This window comes from Lentzea nigeriaca (assembly GCF_016907955.1).
In the GTDB taxonomy this organism is placed as follows: Bacteria; Actinomycetota; Actinomycetes; order Mycobacteriales; family Pseudonocardiaceae; genus Lentzea; species Lentzea nigeriaca.
Map to the genome: position 1 here is coordinate 161,717 of NZ_JAFBCX010000012.1, position 17,534 is coordinate 179,250.

Genomic DNA, 17,534 nt, shown 5'->3' on the forward strand with positions numbered 1-17,534 from the left:
TCGCCGTGCCGTCAAAGCCGTTACGTGAGCTGCCTCACCGCGTCGACGACCCGGTCGAAGAACCGGTCCACGTCCAGCTCTACCGCGACCCGCGCGTTCGGCTCCCGCCCCAGCCGCCCGTGCAGGTCGACGACGGTCGCGCCCCGCGTGAGCGCCCCGGCGGTCTCGATGCCCACGAACGCCTCGACGCACGTCACCAGCGTCGGATCGATCACCCGCGCGACCGCCACCGGGTCGTGCAACGGCGGTGCCGCGAACCCGAACACCTCGCGGTAGGTCGCGGCGAAGAACGTCATCAGGTCGCCGCAGATCCGTCCGAGTGGCCCCAAAGCGTTCAACCGCGCCACAACCGCGGGCGTGACCAACGCCTGGTGCGTCACGTTCAACCCGATCATGGTGACCGGCACGCCGCTGGAGAAGACGATCTCCGCGGCCTCGGGGTCGACGTAGATGTTGAACTCCGCGTATGGCGTCGTGTTGCCGCGCTCGGTCGACCCGCCCATGAGCACGATCTCGCGCACCGCGGCCGTTCCGTAGCGCTGCAAGTACAGGGCCACGTTCGTCAACGCACCTGTCGCGACCAAAGTCGCCGGCATCGCCGCGCTCATCACGTCGATCGCGTGGTCCTCGACCACACCAACGGAAACCGAGCCGAACGCCGGTCCGTCCATTCCGGACTCACCGTGGATGTCCTCCGCCACGTACAACGGCCGCACCAGCGGTCGTGCGCAGCCGCGTGCGATCGGCACCGAAATTCCGGCGGCCGAGCAGATCCGCTGGGCGTTCAGAGTGACCTTGTCCAGCGTCTGGTTGCCGGCGACGGTCGTGATCGCACGCAGGTCGATCTCGGGCGCTCCGGCCGCGAGCAGGATCGCGATCGCGTCGTCGTGGCCGGGATCGCAGTCGAGCACTACGGGGATGGGCATGAGGCCATCATCCGTGTTCATGTGCATGAAACAACCGAAAACGTTTACGCCGACTCTTGACGAGGTCAGGGCCGGTGCGGCTAGCGTGTGGAAACCGCTTACCGGGGAGGTTCGCATGGTCCGCAGGCGCTACGCCGTCGTCGGCACCGGAGCACGGGCCGAGCGGCACGTCCACGCCATCGCGGTCGAGCACGCGGACACCTGTCAGCTCGTCGCGTTCGCCGACGTGAACCACACCCGGATGGGCGTCCACAACGACCGGCTCGTGGCACAGGGGGTCGAGCCGGTTCCCACGTACGACGCGGGCGACTTCCTCACGATGCTTGACGAACAGCGGGTCGACGTGGTCGTCGTGACGACGGTCGACCGGCACCACGTCACGTACGTCGTGGAGGCACTGGACGCCGGCCGCGACGTCGTGACGGAGAAGCCGATGACGACGGACGTCCCGTCGGCACGCAAGATCCTCGATGCGGTGCAGCGCAACGACGGCGACGTCACCGTCACGTTCAACTACCGCTACAACCCCATCCACGAGAAGGTCCGCGAGCTGCTCGCGGACGGCGCCGTCGGCGAGATCGGGTCCGTGCACTTCGAGTGGTTGCTCGACACCCGGCACGGCGCCGACTACTTCCGCCGCTGGCACCGCGACAAGGCCAACTCCGGCGGGCTCATGGTGCACAAGGCGACGCACCACTTCGACCTGCTCAACTGGTGGGTCGGCAGCGTTCCCGAGACGGTTTACGCGCATGGCCGGTTGTTCTTCTACGGCGACGAGAACGGCAAACGCCACGGCTACTCCGCAGACGACCGGTTCACGATGAAACTGGAGCAGAACGACTGGCTCAGGAAGCTCTACCGCGACGCGCAGCACGAGGACGGTTACCGCCGCGACCAGAACCCGTTCGACCCCGGTGTGTCCATTGAGGACGACATGTCGGTGATCGTCCGCTACGTCGGCGGTGTGAACCTGACCTACCACCTCACGGCCTATTCGCCGTGGGAGGGCTATCGGCTGATGGTCAACGGCAGCAAGGGAAGGCTCGAACTGGAGGTCGTCGAGAACTCCTGGGTGTCGAGCCAGAACCCGGCGGTGCACGGCGTCAACGCCAACCCGGAGGAGGGATGGGCGAAGCTCTCCGTGCAACGGCTGTTCGAGCAACGGGAGGAGATCCCGCTGGAGTACGACCGGGACGGTCACGGTGGCGCCGACCAACGCATGGTCGACGCACTGTACGGCCCACCTGGACAGGACGACCCGTTGGGACGCAAGGCAACGCACTACGACGGCACGCTCTCGCTGCTGACCGGTTTCGCCGCCAACCGCAGCTTCGAGACCGGGGAACCGGTCCGCGTCGTCGACGTCATCGATCTGCGATGAGAGGAAACCTGTGAAAGCGCACAAGGTTGTGGGCTTGGTGCTGGGCGCGGTGTTCCTCGCGTCCGGTTGCGGCGGCGGATCGGCGAGCGGCGGTCAGACCGAGATCCGGTTCATCTGGTGGGGCAACGACAATCGCGCCAAGGTGACCAACGAGGCGGTGCGGCTGTTCGAGAGCCGCAACACGGACATCAAGGTCTCGACGTCGTTCCAGAACTTCCAGAACTACTTCGAGAAGCTCTCCACCGAGATCGCCGGCGGCAACGCCCCGGACGTCATCCAGATGGACTACCGCTACCTCAACGAGTACGCGGGCCGCAACGTGCTGCTCGACCTCACCCCGTACGTGGGCAAGGAAATCCGCACGGCCGACTGGGACCAGGGGTTCATCGGCAGCGGCAAGCTCAGGGGCAAGCAGGTCGCCATGCCGTTGGCGCAGAACTCCACCACCATCGTCTACGACCCGAAGCTGTTCGAGGCGGCCGGGGTCAAGGCGCCGGAGATCGGCTGGACCTGGGCCGACTACAAGGAGACCGCCGCGAGGATCCAGGCCGGCACCGGGGGGAAGATCGCGGGCTCCACGGACTTCGGCGGCACCGAGGACGTCTTCGAGACCTGGCTCCGGCAGCGTGGCAAGACCCTCTACACCGACGACGGCAAGCCCGGTTACACCAGGGACGACCTGAAGGCGTTCTGGCAGCTGTCCAAGGACTTCCGCGACGCGAAGGCGACCACGCCCGCGGAACTGGTGACCACGTTGAACGCCGGCGCCGAGCAGACCCCGATGGGCAAGAAGCTCTCGGCGTCCGAACACAGCTACGACAGCCTCTACGGCGGCTACAACACGGTCCGCCCGGACGAGCTCAAGCTCGGCCCGTATCCCAGCGACAGCAAGGTCCTCGGCTCCTACCGTAAACCGTCGCAGCTGATCAGCGCCTCCGCCCGCACCAAGAACAAGGAGGCGGCGGTCAAGCTGATCGACTTCCTGCTCAACGACCCGGACGCGGGCAAGATCCTCGGTGCGAACCGCGGGTTGCCGGCGAACCTGAAGATCCGCGAGGCAGTGGCGCAGAACCTCAGCGGTGCCGACAAAGTCGTCTTCGAGTACCAGAAGTCGGTCGACGCGAAGCTCGGCGACGCACCCGCCGCACCGCCCAAAGGTGACGGCGCGATCTACAAGCTGATGCAGCGCAAGCACGAGGAGATCGTCTTCGGCAGGAAGACGATCGACCAGGCGGTGGAGGAGTTCTGGCGTGACGCTGAAGAAGCGTTGAAGTAGTGGTGCTCGCCGAGCGGGTGCATCCCGCACCGGTGAAGCCGGTCGCCGAGGGCGCGCCCCCTCGGCGGCCGAGGAACGTCGCGTACTTGTTCCTCGGTCCGTGGCTGCTCGGGGCGATCGGCCTGACGGTCGCGCCCATGGTCGTGTCGCTGTACCTGTCGTTCACCGACTACGACCTGTTCAACTCCCCGCGGTGGATCGGGCTCGACAACTACCTGAAGCTCTTCGGTGACGACCCGCGCTACCTGCAGTCGGTCGGCGTGACCCTGCGGTACGTCGCGTGGTCGGTGCCGATGAAGCTCGTGCTGGCGCTGGCCGTCGCTTTGCTGCTGAACTCGTTGCGCGGCAAGGGGCAGGCGTTCTTCCGTTCGGCCTTCTACGCGCCATCGTTGCTCGGTGCCTCGGTCGGGCTGGCGCTGGCGTGGCGGGCGATCTTCGACACCTGGGTCGACACGCCGGACCACGCGTTGATCACCATCGTGCTGTTGTCCGCGTGGCAGTTCGGTGCGCCGATGGTCATCTTCCTGGCTGGGCTGCAACAGATTCCGCGCGACCTCTTCGACGCGGCGGCCGTCGACGGCGCCGGCTGGTGGCGGCGGTTGTGGTCGATCACGCTGCCGATGCTCTCGCCGGTGCTGTTCTTCAACCTCGTGCTGGAGACGATCCACGCGTTCCAGGCGTTCACGCAGGCGTTCGTGGTGAGCGGGGGCCGCGGCGGGCCCGCCGACTCGACGTTGTTCTACACGCTCTACCTGTACGAGCGTGGCTTCACGGAGTTCCGCATGGGTTACGCGTCGGCGATGGCGTGGGTGCTGCTGGTCGCGATCGCGCTGATCACCGCGGTGCTGTTCCGCACTTCGAGGTACTGGGTGTTCTACGGAGACGAGCGATGAAGCGGACTGCCGTCTTCGTGCTGTGCGTGGCGGGACTGGGTTTGGTGCTGTACCCGATCATGTGGTTGGTCTCGGCGTCGCTCACCCCGGTCGAGGACCTCGTCGCGAACCTGCGGTCGTTGTTCCCCGGCAGGATCACGGCCGACGGGTACGCGGGCGCGCTGGAGGGTGCGGGCGGCGAGTCGTTCTGGACGTTCCTCGGCAACTCCACGATCGTCGCGTCAGGCGCGGTGATCGGCAACGTCGTGTCGTGCTCACTGGCGGCGTACGCGTTCGCACGGCTGCGTTTTCGGCTCAGCGGGCCGCTGTTCGCGTTCGCGCTGGTCACGATCATGCTGCCCGCGCACGTCACGCTGATCCCGCAGTACGTGGTGTTCCAGCAGCTGGAGATGATCGACACGTTCGTGCCGCTGATCCTGCCGAAGCTGCTGGCGACCGACGCGTTCTTCGTGTTCCTGATGGTCCAGTTCATGCGCGGGATTCCGCACGAGCTGGACGAGGCAGCCAAGATCGACGGCTGCGGGCCGATCCGCACCTACCGGTACGTGGTGCTGCCGCTGTCGCGCCCGGCCATGGTCACAACGGCGATCTTCACGTTCATCTGGACGTGGAACGACTTCTTCTCGCAGCTGATCTACCTGTCGTCGACGGAGAACTACACGATCCCGATGGGGTTGCGGTTGTTCATCGACCAGACGTCGTCGTCCTCGTACGGGCCGATGTTCGCGATGTCGGTGCTGTCGCTGGTGCCGATCGGGCTGTTCTTCCTGGCGTTCCAGCGGTTCCTGGTCGCCGGTGTCGCGACGACGGGGCTGAAGGGATGACCCGCGAACGGCTGGAGACGCTCGCCGACGCCCTGCTGGTCGGGGTGTTCGTCTTCGTCGCCTCGCTTCCGGTCGTGACGGCGCACGCCGCATTCGGCGCAGGGTGTGCCGTACTGCGAGGCGGACTTCCGGTGCGGCGGTTCTGGACGACGCTGCGGGTCCGCTGGGTGCCCGGCGTGGTGTTCGGCGTGCTGGGGACGGTGCTCGTGGTGGACGTGATCCTCGTGGTCACAGTGTTACCGGCACCGTTACCCGTTCGGGGCGCGGTTCTGCTCGCTTCGGCGGCATCAGGCGCGCTTCTTCTTGAGCACGCACGTCTCGGTTGGCGCGGCGCATTGAAACTGAAGGCACCTCGGCCCATGCTGATGGCCGCGTTGGTGGTCGCCGGAGTGCTGGTGTGGGCCCTGCCTCCGCTGGCGCTGGTGATCGCCGGACCCCTGGCGCTGGCTGCGGAGTCCACCCGAGAAGGGTGAGGACGATGCGTGTTGCGCTGGTCGGGGCGCGTGGGCACGGGGCACGGCACGTGGAGAACCTGCTCCGGCTCGGCCACGACGGGGTCGCGACCTTCGTGGGCGTGGTGGACGTCGCGGACGTCGACGTGCCGGTGCCGTCCTACCCCGACCTGCCGTCGCTGGCCGCCGAGCTGCACCCCGAGATCGTGGTGATCTCGTCGCCGCCGTCGACCCACCGCGACCTGGTGCTGTCCGCGTTCGCGCTGGGCTGCGACGTGCTGGTGGAGAAGCCGGCGCTGCTGTCGGTGGCCGACTTCGACGAGATCTCCTCGGCAGCCGCCGCCCGCGGGCTGGTGTGCCAGGTCGGGTTCCAGTCGCAGGGGACCGGCTCGTATCGGCGGCTCTGCTCGTTGATCGGCTCGGGTGCGCTCGGAGACATCTCCGGCATCGGCGCCGCCGGGCGTTGGGTGCGCACGGACTCCTACTACGAACGTGCCGCGTGGGCCGGGCGGCAGGGCGAGGACGGGACGCTGGTGAACCCGTTCGCGCACGCCCTGCAGAACGTCCTCCTGCTGGCCGACGTCGAGGAACGCACGGACATCGCCGTGGAGCTGGAACTGTTCCGCTGCCGCGACACGATCACCGCAGACGACACCTCGTGCGTGCGTGTCACGGCCGATGGCGCGCCACCGGTCGTGGTCGCGGCGACGCTGTGCGCGTCCGCATCGTTGCCACCGGTGGTGCTCGTGCACGGATCGCTGGGGCAGGCCGTGTGGTGGTACGACGACGACAGGCTGACGGTCAACGATCACAAGATGGCCGTGCCACCCGCCGTGGACCTGCTGGAGAACCTGATCCGGCACCGGCAGACCGGCGAACCCCTCGTCGCACCGCTGGCCGCCGCGCGGGCGTTCACGTCGGTCGTCGAGGCGTGCGGCAAGGCGAACGTGCCGCTGGTGCCCGCGCGCCGCGTCGGTGACAGGGCGGTGCTCGACGGCATCGACGAGGTCGTCGTGCGCGCCGCGGAGAAGATCGCGACTTTCACCGAGCTGGGCTGCGGTTTCGGGAGGTAGTCTCCCGCCGGGTCCGTCAGTGTTCGGGGAGTTGTGCGTGGACACCTACATCGACTTGAGGGACGTCCGGCTGACCGGGTACGTCAGCCAGGCGCTGATCGTGCTGGTCGCGGCCGAGTCCGTCTGGGGCACGGTCAACGACTGGCAGGGCGGCTCGTCCTCGTGGAGCTTCCTCGCCATCGTGCTGATCCTCCCCGCGGCCGTGGCGTTCATCCTGTGGTTCCGCAACGCCACCCACAACGCCGAGGCGATCGCCCTGCACGGCGTGCGCATGGTCTCGCAGGTGTGGAAAGCGAGCGATCCCGAGCAGCGCGACGTGCCGTTCGACCAGCGCGTGGCCAGCCCGTTGATCAAACCGTGGCAGTACGCGTTCCTCGCGATGGTGCTGGGCGACGTGCTCGAGTCGCTGCTCCTCGACACGCCCCTCTACGTGGTGTTCTCGACGCTGTCCACGGTGTGCGCGGTGGCCGCGGCCGGGCTCGGGTGCTTCGTGATCTGGCGCATCTCGGCGATGCAGCAGCGGTTCGCGGTGCCTCCGCGCAAACGGCGATAGGTCCGCTATACTGGTTCTCGGTTGCAGTTTTGTGTTCGTGTCATTTCACGCTCGCCGAACTTCAGTTGCGAGCGCTTCTCCTTCTTAGCGGTTGGGGCGGGTCGGCTCTCGACCAACCACGGAGCGGCCGCACAGTGCGGATCGTTCTTCAGCATTGAAGGAGCAGCAGTACATGGCAAACGGCACCGTCAAGTGGTTCAACGCCGAAAAGGGCTTCGGCTTCATCGCCCCCGAGGACGGCGGCGCTGACGTCTTCGTCCACTACTCGGCCCTCAACGGCGGCGGCTACCGCAGCCTCGAGGAGAACCAGAAGGTCTCGTTCGACGTCACGCAGGGCCAGAAGGGCCCGCAGGCGACGAACGTCACCGCTCTCTGACGTCGCTTCACCTCCGCAGGGCCTCCGGTGTTCCGGGGGCCCTGCGGCCGTTTTTCGATCATCCGGTTTTCGTTAGCCTGGCCTGATGCCGTTGCTCGGACCAGCTGATCCGCTGCCGCACGTGCCCCGGCGCATCCTCGTCGCGGGAAACGCAGGCTCCGGCAAGTCGACGCTCTGCGTGCGCATCGCCGAGAGACGCGACCTGCGGCGGGTCGAGCTCGACAGCCTCTACTGGGGTCCACAGTGGACGCCGAGACCGGAGTTCGCCGCCGAGGTGGCGGCTTTCGCGGACGACGACACGTGGGTCACCGAGTTCCAGTACAAGGAAGTGCGGCGGGTGCTGCTCGACCGCGCGGACACGATGGTGTGGCTCGATCACCCGTTCGTGACCGTGATGGGACGGCTGGTCGGCCGCACGGTCCGACGCCGGGCGTGCCGCGTGGAACTGTGGAACGGTAACCAGGAACCGTCGCTGTGGTCGGCGTTCACGGACTCCGAGCACATACTGCGGTGGGGCTGGAAGACCTACCGGCGCAACCGGGCCAGGGTGCTCGCCCTGGTCGACGAGGTCGTGGTCGTGCGGTTGCGCGGGCAGGGGCAGGTAGAGCGGTGGCTGGCAGGGCCGCTGGCCTCGGTCGGACAGGAGCGTGCACGGTGAGAACGGCACTGGTGCTCGGCGGGACGGGGATGTTGGCGGGCTGCGCGGCGCGGCTGGTGGAACGCGGGTGGCAGGTCGTGCTGCCGTCGCGGACCAGGCCGCTGATGGCCGACGAGGGGCCGGGCAGGGCAGCGCGGGCGACGATCTCCCGCGGCCACCGTCCGACGTGGATCAAAGCCGACTGGGCCCGGCCGCAGGAGCTCGCGTCGGAGGTCGAGTACGAGCTCGCGGGACGACCGGTGAACCTGCTCGTCGCGTGGGTGCACGACAGCTATCGCGAGGGTGTCTTGAAGGCCGTGCAGCACCTTCTGGCCGACGACGCGCCGGTGGTGGAGGTGCACACGCACGCGCCGGTGCCGGACCCGGTGCTGCCTCATCCGACCCAGCAGGTGCTGCTCGGTCATTTCGCGCACGACGCCGCTCAACGCACCAGCCGTGCCGTGCTGGAGGCGGTGGAACGGGCGTTGGAGGGGCGGGCGCCCTCGCTGCACCACGAAGACGCCCACGAAGCCGCTAGGCCTTCTGGACCCTGGCGCGGCCGATCTCGGCCAGCACCTTGATGCCCGCGGCCACGTCCACCAGCTGGCGGACCACCGCGTCCTCGTTGCGGATGTCGTTGATCTTCTTCTTGGTCGCCGTGGTGAACGTGAACTGGTCGACCTTCGGCGGTGCGATCTCCGCGACCTTCTGGAAGTCCTTGGTGAAGTCCACGACAGTCTCGGCACCGTCGAGGATCAGCAGCTGGTAGTCGGCGGGTTTGGCGGAGGCGAAGCCCTTCTCGAACGCGCCGGTGACCTTGATGCCGTCGGCCGTCTCCTCGAAGCCGAGGACGCCGTCGACGGGGGAGAACAGCTTCTCCGCGAAGTCGGCACTGGCCTTCGCGGGCGTGGCGGCGAGTGCTGGGGATGTCGTGAGCGCGAGGCAGGCGAGGAGCGCGGCGAGGATGCGTAGCGGTTTCGACATGACTTCGTTCGTACCGGCGGCCTTTTCGCCCCGCACGACCAATGGCGTCGCTCGATCGGGCGGTGAGGCTGTACGCTCCGCGCCGACGTCGGGGGACGCACCTTCCTTGGGGGGAATTTCAGTGAGCAGTGAGGCTTTCAGACCCGTGCGCGGAATCGGGACCGCCGCGATCATCCTGATCGTCATCACGGTGGTGCTCGACATCGTGAACACGGTCGCGGACTGGACCGTGGGCGAGGCGGCGGCCGGCGGCGCCGGGGACATCGCGTCCCAGGCAGCGACGGTGGCGGCGCTGCTGATGCTTCTGTGGATCTGGCTGGTCGCCTACGTGCTGGCGGGCATCACGTTCATCGTGTGGATGTACTGGGCGCGGCTCAACTCCCACGCCACCGCGTCCAGGCACCAGCACAAGTGGTCACCGATCTGGGTGATCGTCGGCTGGCTCATTCCGATTGTGAACCTGTTCGTCCCGTACGCCACGATGCAGGACATCTGGCGTGCGTCGGACCGCGGCCAGGGCACGTTGGCACTGCAGCTGAGGCCCAAGAGCGGCCTCGTCACCGCGTGGTGGTCGTGCTGGATCGTGTCGTTCGTGCTGGCCTACGTCGGCGCCAGGCTCCAGACGGACCAGGCTGTGTGGTCGACGCTCTCGACGGCGGCGACCGTCGCGGCCGCGGTGCTCGCGATCGGGATCATCCGGAAGATCAACGACGCCCAGCACTCCGTCACCGAGCCGACCGCATCCCCCGCACCAGCAGCATGACCGAGTTGCGCACCTGAGCTCGCGACCGTTCCGGCTGGAACACCTGCCAGTCCAGCGCGATCACGAGCAGCGTGCCGAACAACGCCGCCGACGCGGTGCCGACCTCCACCCCTTCAGGGAGGCGGCCCGCGTCGGACAAGCGCTTCATGTGCCCGCGCACGATCGACACGATGTCGTCGCGCAGCAACGAGAGCGTGCCGTGCCACTGGCCCGGTGTGCGCCACAGCTCGGAGACCAGCAGCTGGCCGAACGCCGGGTAATCGGCCCAGAAGCCGAGCATCTCGTCGACCAGCGCCTCCAACGAGTCGTCGGCCTCCTCCGCGGACCGCAGCCGGCCTGCGAGGATCTCGACTCCGTGCCGCAGCAGCGCTTCGACCAGGGCGTCCTTCGAGGCGAAGTTGTAGTAGATCGTGCCCTTGGCGACGCCTGCCTCCGCGGCGATCTCGTCGACCGTCACCGAGGCGGCGCCCCGTTCGCCGACCAGCTTCAACGCCGCGTCGAAGAGCTTCTGCTTGGTCGCTGTCGTTCGCGCGCTCACAGCACGAGCTCCGGCTTCAGCTTGGAAGGTGTCCACACCCGTTGCTTGTAGGCCGCCACGGACGACAAGGCTAGGGCTCCGACCAGCCAGGCGAGAAGGATCAGCGCGTCGTGACCCACGCTGCCGAGGTCGCCGCCGTACATCAGGTGGCGCAGGCCGTCGACCGCGTAGCCCATCGGCAGGCCGTAGTGCAGCGGGTACAGCGGCACCGGGATCGTCTGCCAGGGGAACGTGCCGCCCGCGCTGACCAGCTGCAGGATCAGCAGGATCAGGCCCAGGAACTTGCCGACGGCGCCGAACGCGGCGTTCAGCGCGTGCAGGATCGCCACGAATGTCAGTGACATCAGCACGAGGAACCCGAACGTGCCCCAGGGGTTCGACGGCTCGATGTCCACCACGAACCGCACGACCGAGAACATCACGAGCACCTGCACGATGCCGAGCAACGCACCCGGCATCCAGCCGCCCAGCGCCACTCGCAGCGCGGACTGACCAGCGGCCAGCGCACGGCGTGACAACGGGCGCAGCAGCAGGAAGAGCACGAACGCGCCGATCCACGTCGCGAGGCCCAGGAAGAACGGAGCCAGACCGGCGCCGTAGGTGGCCGCCTTCGTCTGGGACAGGCCCTTCACCGCCACCGGGTCACCGATCGCCTGTGCGATGGCCGCGCGTGTCGGGTCGTCCGCGTTCGGGATCTTGTTCACGCCGCCGTTGAGGCCGTCGCGCAGCTGGGCAGAGCCGCCGGCGAGCTGGTTCGCGCCGTCCTTGAGCTTCGTGGTGCCGTCCACGGCCTTCTGCTCACCGTCGCGCAGCTGCGCGGTGCCGTCCGCGAGCTTCGTGGCACCGTCGTCGAGCTTCCCGACACCGTCGACCAGGGCGGGCATCTTCGACGCGAGCAGTTCGGCGCCGTCGGCCACCTGGTCCGCGCCGTTCGCGAGCTTGCGGAGATCACCAGCGGCGCCCTGGACCTTGCCGTTGGCGTCGTCGACCGGCTTGCGGACCTGACCGATCGTCGACAGCACGCGCTGCACCTGGTCCTCGGTGAAACCCAGGGTGCGCAAGCGGGTGGCGATGTCGCCGTTGGCCTGGTCGAGCACGCCCACGAGCGCCTGGGCCTTCTTCGCGTACTCCTCGGCCTGGCGAGCGGCGGTCTCGTTGCCGTCCGACACCTGGCGTGCGCCGTTCGCGAGCTGGCGGGTGCTGTCGGGCAGAGGCGCGGTCTGCGACCGCAGCTGGTGCGTGCCGTCCCGCAGCTGCCCGGCGCCGTTCGCGGCCTGCGTGGCGCCGTCGAGCAGCTGGCGCTGGCCCTTGTCGAGCTCGTTCACGCCGTCGCGCAGCTGGGCGGCGCCGTCCGCGAGCTTCGTCGCGCCGTCGGCGGCCTTGGTGGTCTCCTCGCGGATCGTGGAGAAGCCGAGCAGGAACTTGTCCGCGGCCTCGGTGGAGACCTTCGCGGTCACCGCGCGGCGCACCTCGGCGACCACCTGGTTCGCGATCGTGCTGCCCAGGTAGTTGTTGGCGTCGTTGGTGGTCAGCGTCAGCACGCCCTGGCGCGGCTTGTTCTGCTCCGCCGACGTGAGCGCCTCGGAGAAGTCCTCCGGCAGCGTCAGGGCGAAGATGTAGGTGCCCTTGCGCACGCCCTCGTCGGCGTCGGCCGGGTTGTCAACGACGTGCCAGTTGAACTTGTTGCCCTTGAGCAGCTCGTCCGCGACCTCCTTGCCGGCGTTGAGGTCCTTGGCGCCCTTGTCCTTCACCACGAGCGCGGCGGGCACGTTGTGGAGGTTCGCGTACGGGTCCTTGTTGGCGTACAGGTACAGCGACGCGTACAGCAGAGGCACGAGCGCCAGTGCCAGGACGGCGAGCTTGGGGAGCTTGCCGGAGGTGATCCGGCGGAGTTCGTTGAAGGCCATGCGAAGGGCGCTCATGCGGTGATCTCCATCTTGGTGTCGTTGTCCTCACCAAGGCGCGCGTGCGGGATGTCGAGGAGGTGAGCGGAGGTGTTCGAGCACAGGACGACGACGGACCGTTCGGGGGTCACGTAGTCGTTCGCCAGGGCGAACCACTCGCGCGGGTTGGGGTGGTAGCGGTCGGGGCAGTCGAGGACGAGGCCCGTGACGCCGGGCCGTGCGGCGGCCAGTTCGAGCATCACCGCGCAGCGCGTGTGTGCCGGCACGTGCTCGAAGCGCTTCGTGGCGTGCTCGTCGGCGGCGTGCTCGACCAACCAGTCGTGCACTGCCTTCTTGCCGGAGGGCATGCCGTTCATCGCGAGCTCCTCGCCGACGACGGCGGCCAGGGACAGCGCGTCCTCCGGCTCGTTCACCTCGGGGGCGTCGACCAGCACGACGTGCTTGCGCAGCGCCTTGGCGTCCGGCGACACGGTGCCGGTGGAGGGCTTCATGCGGCCGGAGAGCAGCAGGCCGAGCGCGGTGTGACCGGTGCCGGGCTCGCCCGCGATCAGCGTCAGCTCGCCGGGCTTCACGGTCAGCGAAGTCGGCCGGAGCAGAGGACCATGTCCCCCGTTGACGCCTGCGCGACTTGCGTGGATCTCCACGTCTTTACCTTCCGTTTAAACTGACCGGTCAGTACAAATTCTTGCGCAGTAGGCGCCGCCTGGCAACCCGGACATAAGTCACCTAAGGGCTGAAGCGGGGCGTACTTCCCAGACCGTCCACAGCGGCCGGTAGCCCTGGCGCGGCCAGAAGACGCTGCTCAACGGGTTCGGCGGGTTGTAGTAGAGGTACGTGCCGACGGTGCCCATCCGGTGAAGCTCCTGGTGGGCGTACGCGACGAGCTGCTGGCCGATGCCGGTGCCGCGGGCGCCGGGCAGCACGGAGACACAGTTCACATAGCCCCAGCGGCCGCGCGGCAGCCTCATCGCCGCGCTCGTGCCCGGTTCGGACGACACGATCGCGCACTCGGCGAGCGCGACCGCGATGCCGTCCCGTTCGGCCAGCCAGATCGGGCTCGCGGTGGTGAGGCGCTCGGCGAGGGCACGCCGCTTGAGGACCCGCGCCTCCGGCCGCACGATCGTGGAGCCGACGAACGACGAGTACTCGAGCTCTGCGAGCGACAGCTCCAGCACGGTGTCGAGGTCGTGCGGGGTGGCGCGGCGGATCGTGAGCGTGCGCGGCACGCGGGCCTGGGGAGTCCGCAGCCGCACGCCGAGGACCGACAGCGGCACCATGCCGTGGTCGAGGAACGCGCGCGCCGCGTGCGTGTCACGGCTCGGCCAGTGCACGACGCACGCGCTGTCCTCGCCGATCTCCTGCCCGTCGAGGTGTCTGCGCCAGCGGGCGAGCAGCGCGTCCATGCCCTCCGTGGTGCCGACGAGGGGCAGCAGCTCCCAGACCTCGGCGGCCGACCACAGGCGGGTGATGGAGTGCCGTTCGAACGACTGGTGGCTGATGACCCCGGCGACGCGGGTGCCGTCCGCCAGCGCCGCCGTGATGACGTCGCCGTCCATCGGTGGTTCGGCGGCGGGCGGGAGCAGTGGGTCCAGCGCGCCGAAACGGGCTGACTGGGCCGCCACCAGTCCGCGTGCCGAGGTCATGAGCGTTGAGGTTACGACCTCAGGCGCGTGCGGAAGATCGCGGTGCCGGGGAAGAGCTTGCCCCGCAGCGGGCTCCACTGGCCCCAGATCCGGGTGTGCCCCTTCGGCCACTCCGGCTCGACGAGGTCTTCGAGGACGAAACCGGTCTTGGTCAGCGCCCTGACGTAGTCGCCGAGCGTGCGGTGGTGCTCGACGTAGGTGGCGCGGCCCTCCTCGTCGACCTCTACATAGGGGGTGCGGTCGAAGTACGACTGGGTGACGGTGAGGCCGAGCGGGCCGGGGTCGTCCGGGAAGATCCACCGCATCGGGTGGTTGACCGCGAAGACCCAGGGTGAGCCCGGCCTGAGGACGCGGGCCACCTCGCCGAAGACCTCCTGGACGTCCGCCACGAACGGCACGGCGCCGAACGCCGAGCACGCGGCGTCGAAGGAGTTCGACGCGAACGGCAGCTGGTCCGCGCTGGCCTGGACGAGCGGGACCTGGATGCCGGTCCTGTCGTTGTTCTCGCGGGCGTGCCGGAGCATGCCCTCCGAGATGTCCAGCGCGGTGACGTTCGCGCCGTTGCTCTTGAGCCAACGGGCGCACGGCGCGCTGCCGCAACCGACCTCGAGAACACTCTGACCTGCGGTGTCGCCGAGGAAGCGGGCCTCTTCCTCACGCAGCCCCTCCGGGCACCAGACGAAGTCCGCCGCACCCAGGAAGTCACCGTGCGTGTCGTGGTAGTCGTCAGCGTCCGCGTCCCACCAGACGCGGTTCGCGGCACGTGACTCGGCGGCGTCCGCTCCCCGCTTGACGATGCCGGCCGTGCCGAGCGCCTGCTCCGCGCTCGCGTGCTGGTTGGACACACTGCTCCTTCACATGGGGGCTGGTTTGCTCACACCTCTCGCGGCCGCGTACGATAACGCCCGCGTAGTGGGTTAGTGCTGCCCATGATCCAGAACGGTCGGGGATTCCAGGTCGCTGCGACGCTGCGCGCGCACCACTACCACTCATTAATGCCAATCCGTACCGGAGCCACCTACCTAATGTCCACCGACACCACCACCGCCCCCGTTGCCGCTGCGCCCAAGCAGGTCGCGATCAACGACATCGGGACGGAGGAGGACTTCCTCGCTGCTATCGACAAGACGATCAAGTACTTCAACGACGGCGACATCGTTGAGGGCACCATCGTCAAGGTCGACCGGGACGAGGTCCTGCTCGACATCGGCTACAAGACCGAGGGCGTCATCCCCTCGCGCGAACTGTCGATCAAGCACGACGTCGATCCCGCCGAGGTTGTCTCCGTCGGTGACGAGGTCGAGGCTCTTGTTCTCCAGAAGGAGGACAAGGAAGGCCGCCTGATCCTCTCCAAGAAGCGCGCCCAGTACGAGCGCGCCTGGGGCACCATCGAGGCCCTCAAGGAGAAGGACGAGCCGGTCCGCGGCACGGTCATCGAGGTCGTCAAGGGTGGTCTCATCCTCGACATCGGCCTCCGCGGCTTCCTCCCCGCCTCGCTCGTCGAGATGCGTCGCGTCCGCGACCTCCAGCCGTACGTCGGCCGTGAGCTCGAGGCGAAGATCATCGAGCTGGACAAGAACCGCAACAACGTGGTCCTGTCCCGCCGCGCGTGGCTCGAGCAGACCCAGTCCGAGGTCCGCAGCGAGTTCCTCAACCAGCTGCAGAAGGGCCAGGTCCGCAAGGGCGTCGTGTCCTCGATCGTCAACTTCGGTGCCTTCGTGGACCTGGGTGGCGTCGACGGTCTCGTCCACGTCTCGGAGCTGTCCTGGAAGCACATCGACCACCCGTCCGAGGTCGTCGAGGTCGGCCAGGAGGTCACGGTCGAGGTCCTCGACGTCGACATGGAGCGTGAGCGCGTCTCCCTGTCGCTGAAGGCGACCCAGGAAGACCCGTGGCGCCAGTTCGCCCGCACCCACGCGATCGGCCAGATCGTGCCGGGCAAGGTCACCAAGCTGGTTCCGTTCGGTGCGTTCGTCCGCGTGGACGAGGGCATCGAGGGCCTGGTCCACATCTCCGAGCTGGCCGAGCGCCACGTCGAGATCCCGGAGCAGGTCGTCCAGGTCGGCGACGACGTCATGGTCAAGGTCATCGACATCGACCTCGACCGTCGCCGCATCTCGCTGTCGCTCAAGCAGGCCAACGAGGGCTTCACGGTCGACACCGAGTTCGACCCGACCCAGTACGGCATGGCCGCCGAGTACGACGACCAGGGCAACTACATCTACCCCGAGGGCTTCGACCCGGAGACCCAGGAGTGGCAGGACGGCTTCGACAAGCAGCGTGAGGAGTGGGAGCGCCAGTACGCCGAGGCCCACACTCGTTACGAGGCCCACATGAAGCAGATCCGCAAGGCTGCCGAGGCCGAGGAAGAGGCTTCCGCTGAGGGTGCCGGCAACTACACCTCCGGTGGGGATGCCTCTGGCACCACCTCCGTTGGTGCGCCGGCCCAGTCCGGTGGGACGCTCGCGTCCGACGAGCAGCTGGCCGCGCTTCGGGAGAAGCTGTCCGGCGGCATGTGATCGTTTCGGCTACCTGGTAGCTGACTGACGAAGGCCCCTGCACCCTCGCGGTGCGGGGGCCTTCGCCGTGTCCTGACCCAGCAGGGGACAGACAAGTTCAGCCCTTCAGGGCCGAGAGGTTGTCTCTGTGGTGGAGGTCTCTGTCCGTTGTGTAGGTTGGCAAACCTATGCGTGGGAACAAGTTCTTCGTGGCGTTGGGTGCTGTGGCGCTCGCGGCTTGCTCCGCCTGCTCGCCTCCTGCGCCGCAGGGACAGGAGCCGCCGCAGATCCCGAAGATCACCCCGCCCACCACGCCGTCGCGGGTACCGGCGATGGTGGATCGGCCGTTGCCCGACGACTGTGAGCTCGTGGTGCCGGTGGACGTCATGAATGCGACGCTCGGGCAGGAGTTGCCAGGGGAGCCTCGGATCATCATCGGGATCAAGGAGCCCGGGATCGGGCGGACCGGGAAGATCGACTGTTACTACGGGATTCCCGAGAAGAAGAACCTGCCGGACGCGAAGGTCATCGTCGGGCTGTCCACGTACACCGACGAGTTGACCGCGCGGACTCGGGTCACCGAGAGCGTCGAGGCTGAGCGGCAGGACGGAGCGAAGATCACCGAGGTCGACGTCGGGAAGCAGAAGGGGACGTTGATCGAGGGGAAAGAGGAGCAGCTGCTCATCGGGTCGCTCGGTAAGACGACGTTCGTGGTGCGGAACCGGAACAACTTCATCCCTCAGGCCAAGCTGACGGCGGTTTTGCCGGTGCTCGCTCAGCAGGCGATGACGCCGCCGGTCTAACCTGACCGGC

General features: G+C 67.9%; 20 protein-coding genes. 13 read left to right on the plus strand and 7 right to left on the minus strand.

Annotated features, from left to right (window positions below; genetic code table 11):
• Positions 1–20: 20 nt before the first annotated feature.
• Entirely contained in the window at positions 21–926 is a 906-nt protein-coding gene (locus JOD27_RS33345; protein ID WP_204766285.1) for a nucleoside hydrolase, read from the minus strand.
• A 115-nt stretch (positions 927–1,041) separates the two neighbouring features.
• On the opposite strand from JOD27_RS33345, the gene JOD27_RS33350 reads away from it, so the two are divergent.
• The 10 genes from JOD27_RS33350 to JOD27_RS33395 all read left to right on the plus strand — a co-directional run bounded on the left by JOD27_RS33350 (position 1,042) and on the right by JOD27_RS33395 (position 8,972).
• Entirely contained in the window at positions 1,042–2,307 is a 1,266-nt protein-coding gene (locus JOD27_RS33350; protein ID WP_204766286.1) for a Gfo/Idh/MocA family oxidoreductase, read from the plus strand.
• 10 nt (positions 2,308–2,317) lie between these two features.
• The gene (locus JOD27_RS33355; RefSeq protein WP_204766287.1) at positions 2,318–3,583 is read left to right on the plus strand and encodes an ABC transporter substrate-binding protein; all 1,266 of its coding nucleotides are present in this window, start codon (positions 2,318–2,320) and stop codon (positions 3,581–3,583) included.
• Positions 3,584–3,585: 2 nt separating this feature from the next.
• Positions 3,586–4,476, plus strand: coding sequence for a carbohydrate ABC transporter permease (locus tag JOD27_RS33360; protein ID WP_372441775.1), 891 nt, complete (start codon positions 3,586–3,588; stop codon positions 4,474–4,476).
• Positions 4,473–5,300, plus strand: coding sequence for a carbohydrate ABC transporter permease (locus JOD27_RS33365; RefSeq protein ID WP_204766288.1), 828 nt, complete (start codon positions 4,473–4,475; stop codon positions 5,298–5,300). Before JOD27_RS33360 ends, JOD27_RS33365 begins: the two co-directional genes overlap by 4 nt.
• Positions 5,297–5,773 carry a hypothetical protein gene (locus JOD27_RS33370; RefSeq protein ID WP_204766289.1) on the plus strand — a complete coding sequence of 159 codons (477 nt, stop codon included), beginning with the start codon at positions 5,297–5,299 and terminating at the stop codon, positions 5,771–5,773. The genes JOD27_RS33365 and JOD27_RS33370 overlap by 4 nt, the downstream gene beginning before the upstream one ends.
• A gap of 5 nt (positions 5,774–5,778) precedes the next feature.
• Positions 5,779–6,825, plus strand: a complete 1,047-nt coding sequence (locus JOD27_RS33375) for a Gfo/Idh/MocA family protein (RefSeq protein ID WP_204766290.1) — start codon at positions 5,779–5,781, stop codon at positions 6,823–6,825.
• A 37-nt stretch (positions 6,826–6,862) separates the two neighbouring features.
• The gene (locus JOD27_RS33380; protein ID WP_204766291.1) at positions 6,863–7,378 is read left to right on the plus strand and encodes a hypothetical protein; all 516 of its coding nucleotides are present in this window, start codon (positions 6,863–6,865) and stop codon (positions 7,376–7,378) included.
• A gap of 172 nt (positions 7,379–7,550) precedes the next feature.
• The gene (locus tag JOD27_RS33385) at positions 7,551–7,754 is read left to right on the plus strand and encodes a cold-shock protein (RefSeq protein ID WP_086665400.1); all 204 of its coding nucleotides are present in this window, start codon (positions 7,551–7,553) and stop codon (positions 7,752–7,754) included.
• A gap of 85 nt (positions 7,755–7,839) precedes the next feature.
• Positions 7,840–8,412 carry a P-loop NTPase family protein gene (locus JOD27_RS33390; protein WP_204766292.1) on the plus strand — a complete coding sequence of 191 codons (573 nt, stop codon included), beginning with the start codon at positions 7,840–7,842 and terminating at the stop codon, positions 8,410–8,412.
• Positions 8,409–8,972 carry a Rossmann-fold NAD(P)-binding domain-containing protein gene (locus JOD27_RS33395; protein ID WP_307830476.1) on the plus strand — a complete coding sequence of 188 codons (564 nt, stop codon included), beginning with the start codon at positions 8,409–8,411 and terminating at the stop codon, positions 8,970–8,972. Before JOD27_RS33390 ends, JOD27_RS33395 begins: the two co-directional genes overlap by 4 nt.
• On the opposite strand, the gene JOD27_RS33400 is transcribed toward JOD27_RS33395, so the two are convergent.
• On the minus strand, positions 8,926–9,375 hold the full coding sequence (locus JOD27_RS33400; protein ID WP_204766293.1) for a hypothetical protein: 450 nt from the start codon (positions 9,373–9,375) through the stop codon (positions 8,926–8,928). The two genes, JOD27_RS33395 and JOD27_RS33400, sit on opposite strands and share 47 nt — an antisense overlap.
• A 145-nt stretch (positions 9,376–9,520) precedes the next feature.
• On the opposite strand from JOD27_RS33400, the gene JOD27_RS46240 reads away from it, so the two are divergent.
• Positions 9,521–10,138, plus strand: a complete 618-nt coding sequence (locus tag JOD27_RS46240; protein WP_204766294.1) for a DUF4328 domain-containing protein — start codon at positions 9,521–9,523, stop codon at positions 10,136–10,138.
• Here JOD27_RS46240 and JOD27_RS33410 read toward each other — a convergent pair.
• From JOD27_RS33410 to JOD27_RS33430, 5 genes are all read right to left on the minus strand, one after another.
• The gene (locus JOD27_RS33410) at positions 10,101–10,676 is read right to left on the minus strand and encodes a TetR/AcrR family transcriptional regulator (protein WP_204766295.1); all 576 of its coding nucleotides are present in this window, start codon (positions 10,674–10,676) and stop codon (positions 10,101–10,103) included. The genes JOD27_RS46240 and JOD27_RS33410 overlap by 38 nt on opposite strands.
• The gene (locus tag JOD27_RS33415) at positions 10,673–12,598 is read right to left on the minus strand and encodes a YhgE/Pip domain-containing protein (protein ID WP_204766296.1); all 1,926 of its coding nucleotides are present in this window, start codon (positions 12,596–12,598) and stop codon (positions 10,673–10,675) included. The genes JOD27_RS33410 and JOD27_RS33415 overlap by 4 nt, the downstream gene beginning before the upstream one ends.
• Positions 12,595–13,224, minus strand: a complete 630-nt coding sequence (locus tag JOD27_RS33420) for an ATP-binding cassette domain-containing protein (RefSeq protein WP_204766297.1) — start codon at positions 13,222–13,224, stop codon at positions 12,595–12,597. Before JOD27_RS33420 ends, JOD27_RS33415 begins: the two co-directional genes overlap by 4 nt.
• 78 nt (positions 13,225–13,302) lie before the next feature.
• Positions 13,303–14,223: a GNAT family N-acetyltransferase gene (locus JOD27_RS33425; RefSeq protein ID WP_204766298.1), complete on the minus strand. Its 921-nt coding sequence runs from the start codon at positions 14,221–14,223 to the stop codon at positions 13,303–13,305.
• An 11-nt stretch (positions 14,224–14,234) separates the two neighbouring features.
• A complete protein-coding gene (locus JOD27_RS33430) occupies positions 14,235–15,068 on the minus strand; it encodes a class I SAM-dependent methyltransferase (protein WP_204766299.1) in 834 nt (277 codons plus the stop codon).
• Positions 15,069–15,248: 180 nt separating this feature from the next.
• On the opposite strand from JOD27_RS33430, the gene rpsA reads away from it, so the two are divergent.
• Both rpsA and JOD27_RS33440 read left to right on the plus strand, forming a co-directional pair.
• Positions 15,249–16,742, plus strand: coding sequence for a 30S ribosomal protein S1 (gene rpsA / locus JOD27_RS33435; protein ID WP_189259180.1), 1,494 nt, complete (start codon positions 15,249–15,251; stop codon positions 16,740–16,742).
• A gap of 167 nt (positions 16,743–16,909) precedes the next feature.
• The gene (locus JOD27_RS33440) at positions 16,910–17,524 is read left to right on the plus strand and encodes a hypothetical protein (protein WP_204766300.1); all 615 of its coding nucleotides are present in this window, start codon (positions 16,910–16,912) and stop codon (positions 17,522–17,524) included.
• Positions 17,525–17,534 lie beyond the last annotated feature (10 nt).

What these genes read in the sequence shown, in the direction of transcription:
- JOD27_RS33345 (WP_204766285.1), bottom strand. Translation starts at nt 926, where the DNA reads ATGCCCATCCCCGTAGTGCTCGACTGCGATCCCGGCCACGACGACGCG.
- JOD27_RS33350 (WP_204766286.1), top strand. Translation starts at nt 1,042, where the DNA reads ATGGTCCGCAGGCGCTACGCCGTCGTCGGCACCGGAGCACGGGCCGAG.
- JOD27_RS33365 (WP_204766288.1), top strand. Translation starts at nt 4,473, where the DNA reads ATGAAGCGGACTGCCGTCTTCGTGCTGTGCGTGGCGGGACTGGGTTTG.
- JOD27_RS33370 (WP_204766289.1), top strand. Translation starts at nt 5,297, where the DNA reads ATGACCCGCGAACGGCTGGAGACGCTCGCCGACGCCCTGCTGGTCGGG.
- JOD27_RS33375 (WP_204766290.1), top strand. Translation starts at nt 5,779, where the DNA reads ATGCGTGTTGCGCTGGTCGGGGCGCGTGGGCACGGGGCACGGCACGTG.
- JOD27_RS33385 (WP_086665400.1), top strand. Translation starts at nt 7,551, where the DNA reads ATGGCAAACGGCACCGTCAAGTGGTTCAACGCCGAAAAGGGCTTCGGC.
- JOD27_RS33390 (WP_204766292.1), top strand. Translation starts at nt 7,840, where the DNA reads ATGCCGTTGCTCGGACCAGCTGATCCGCTGCCGCACGTGCCCCGGCGC.
- JOD27_RS33400 (WP_204766293.1), bottom strand. Translation starts at nt 9,375, where the DNA reads ATGTCGAAACCGCTACGCATCCTCGCCGCGCTCCTCGCCTGCCTCGCG.
- JOD27_RS33415 (WP_204766296.1), bottom strand. Translation starts at nt 12,598, where the DNA reads ATGAGCGCCCTTCGCATGGCCTTCAACGAACTCCGCCGGATCACCTCC.
- JOD27_RS33425 (WP_204766298.1), bottom strand. Translation starts at nt 14,223, where the DNA reads ATGACCTCGGCACGCGGACTGGTGGCGGCCCAGTCAGCCCGTTTCGGC.
- rpsA (WP_189259180.1), top strand. Translation starts at nt 15,249, where the DNA reads ATGTCCACCGACACCACCACCGCCCCCGTTGCCGCTGCGCCCAAGCAG.
- JOD27_RS33440 (WP_204766300.1), top strand. Translation starts at nt 16,910, where the DNA reads ATGCGTGGGAACAAGTTCTTCGTGGCGTTGGGTGCTGTGGCGCTCGCG.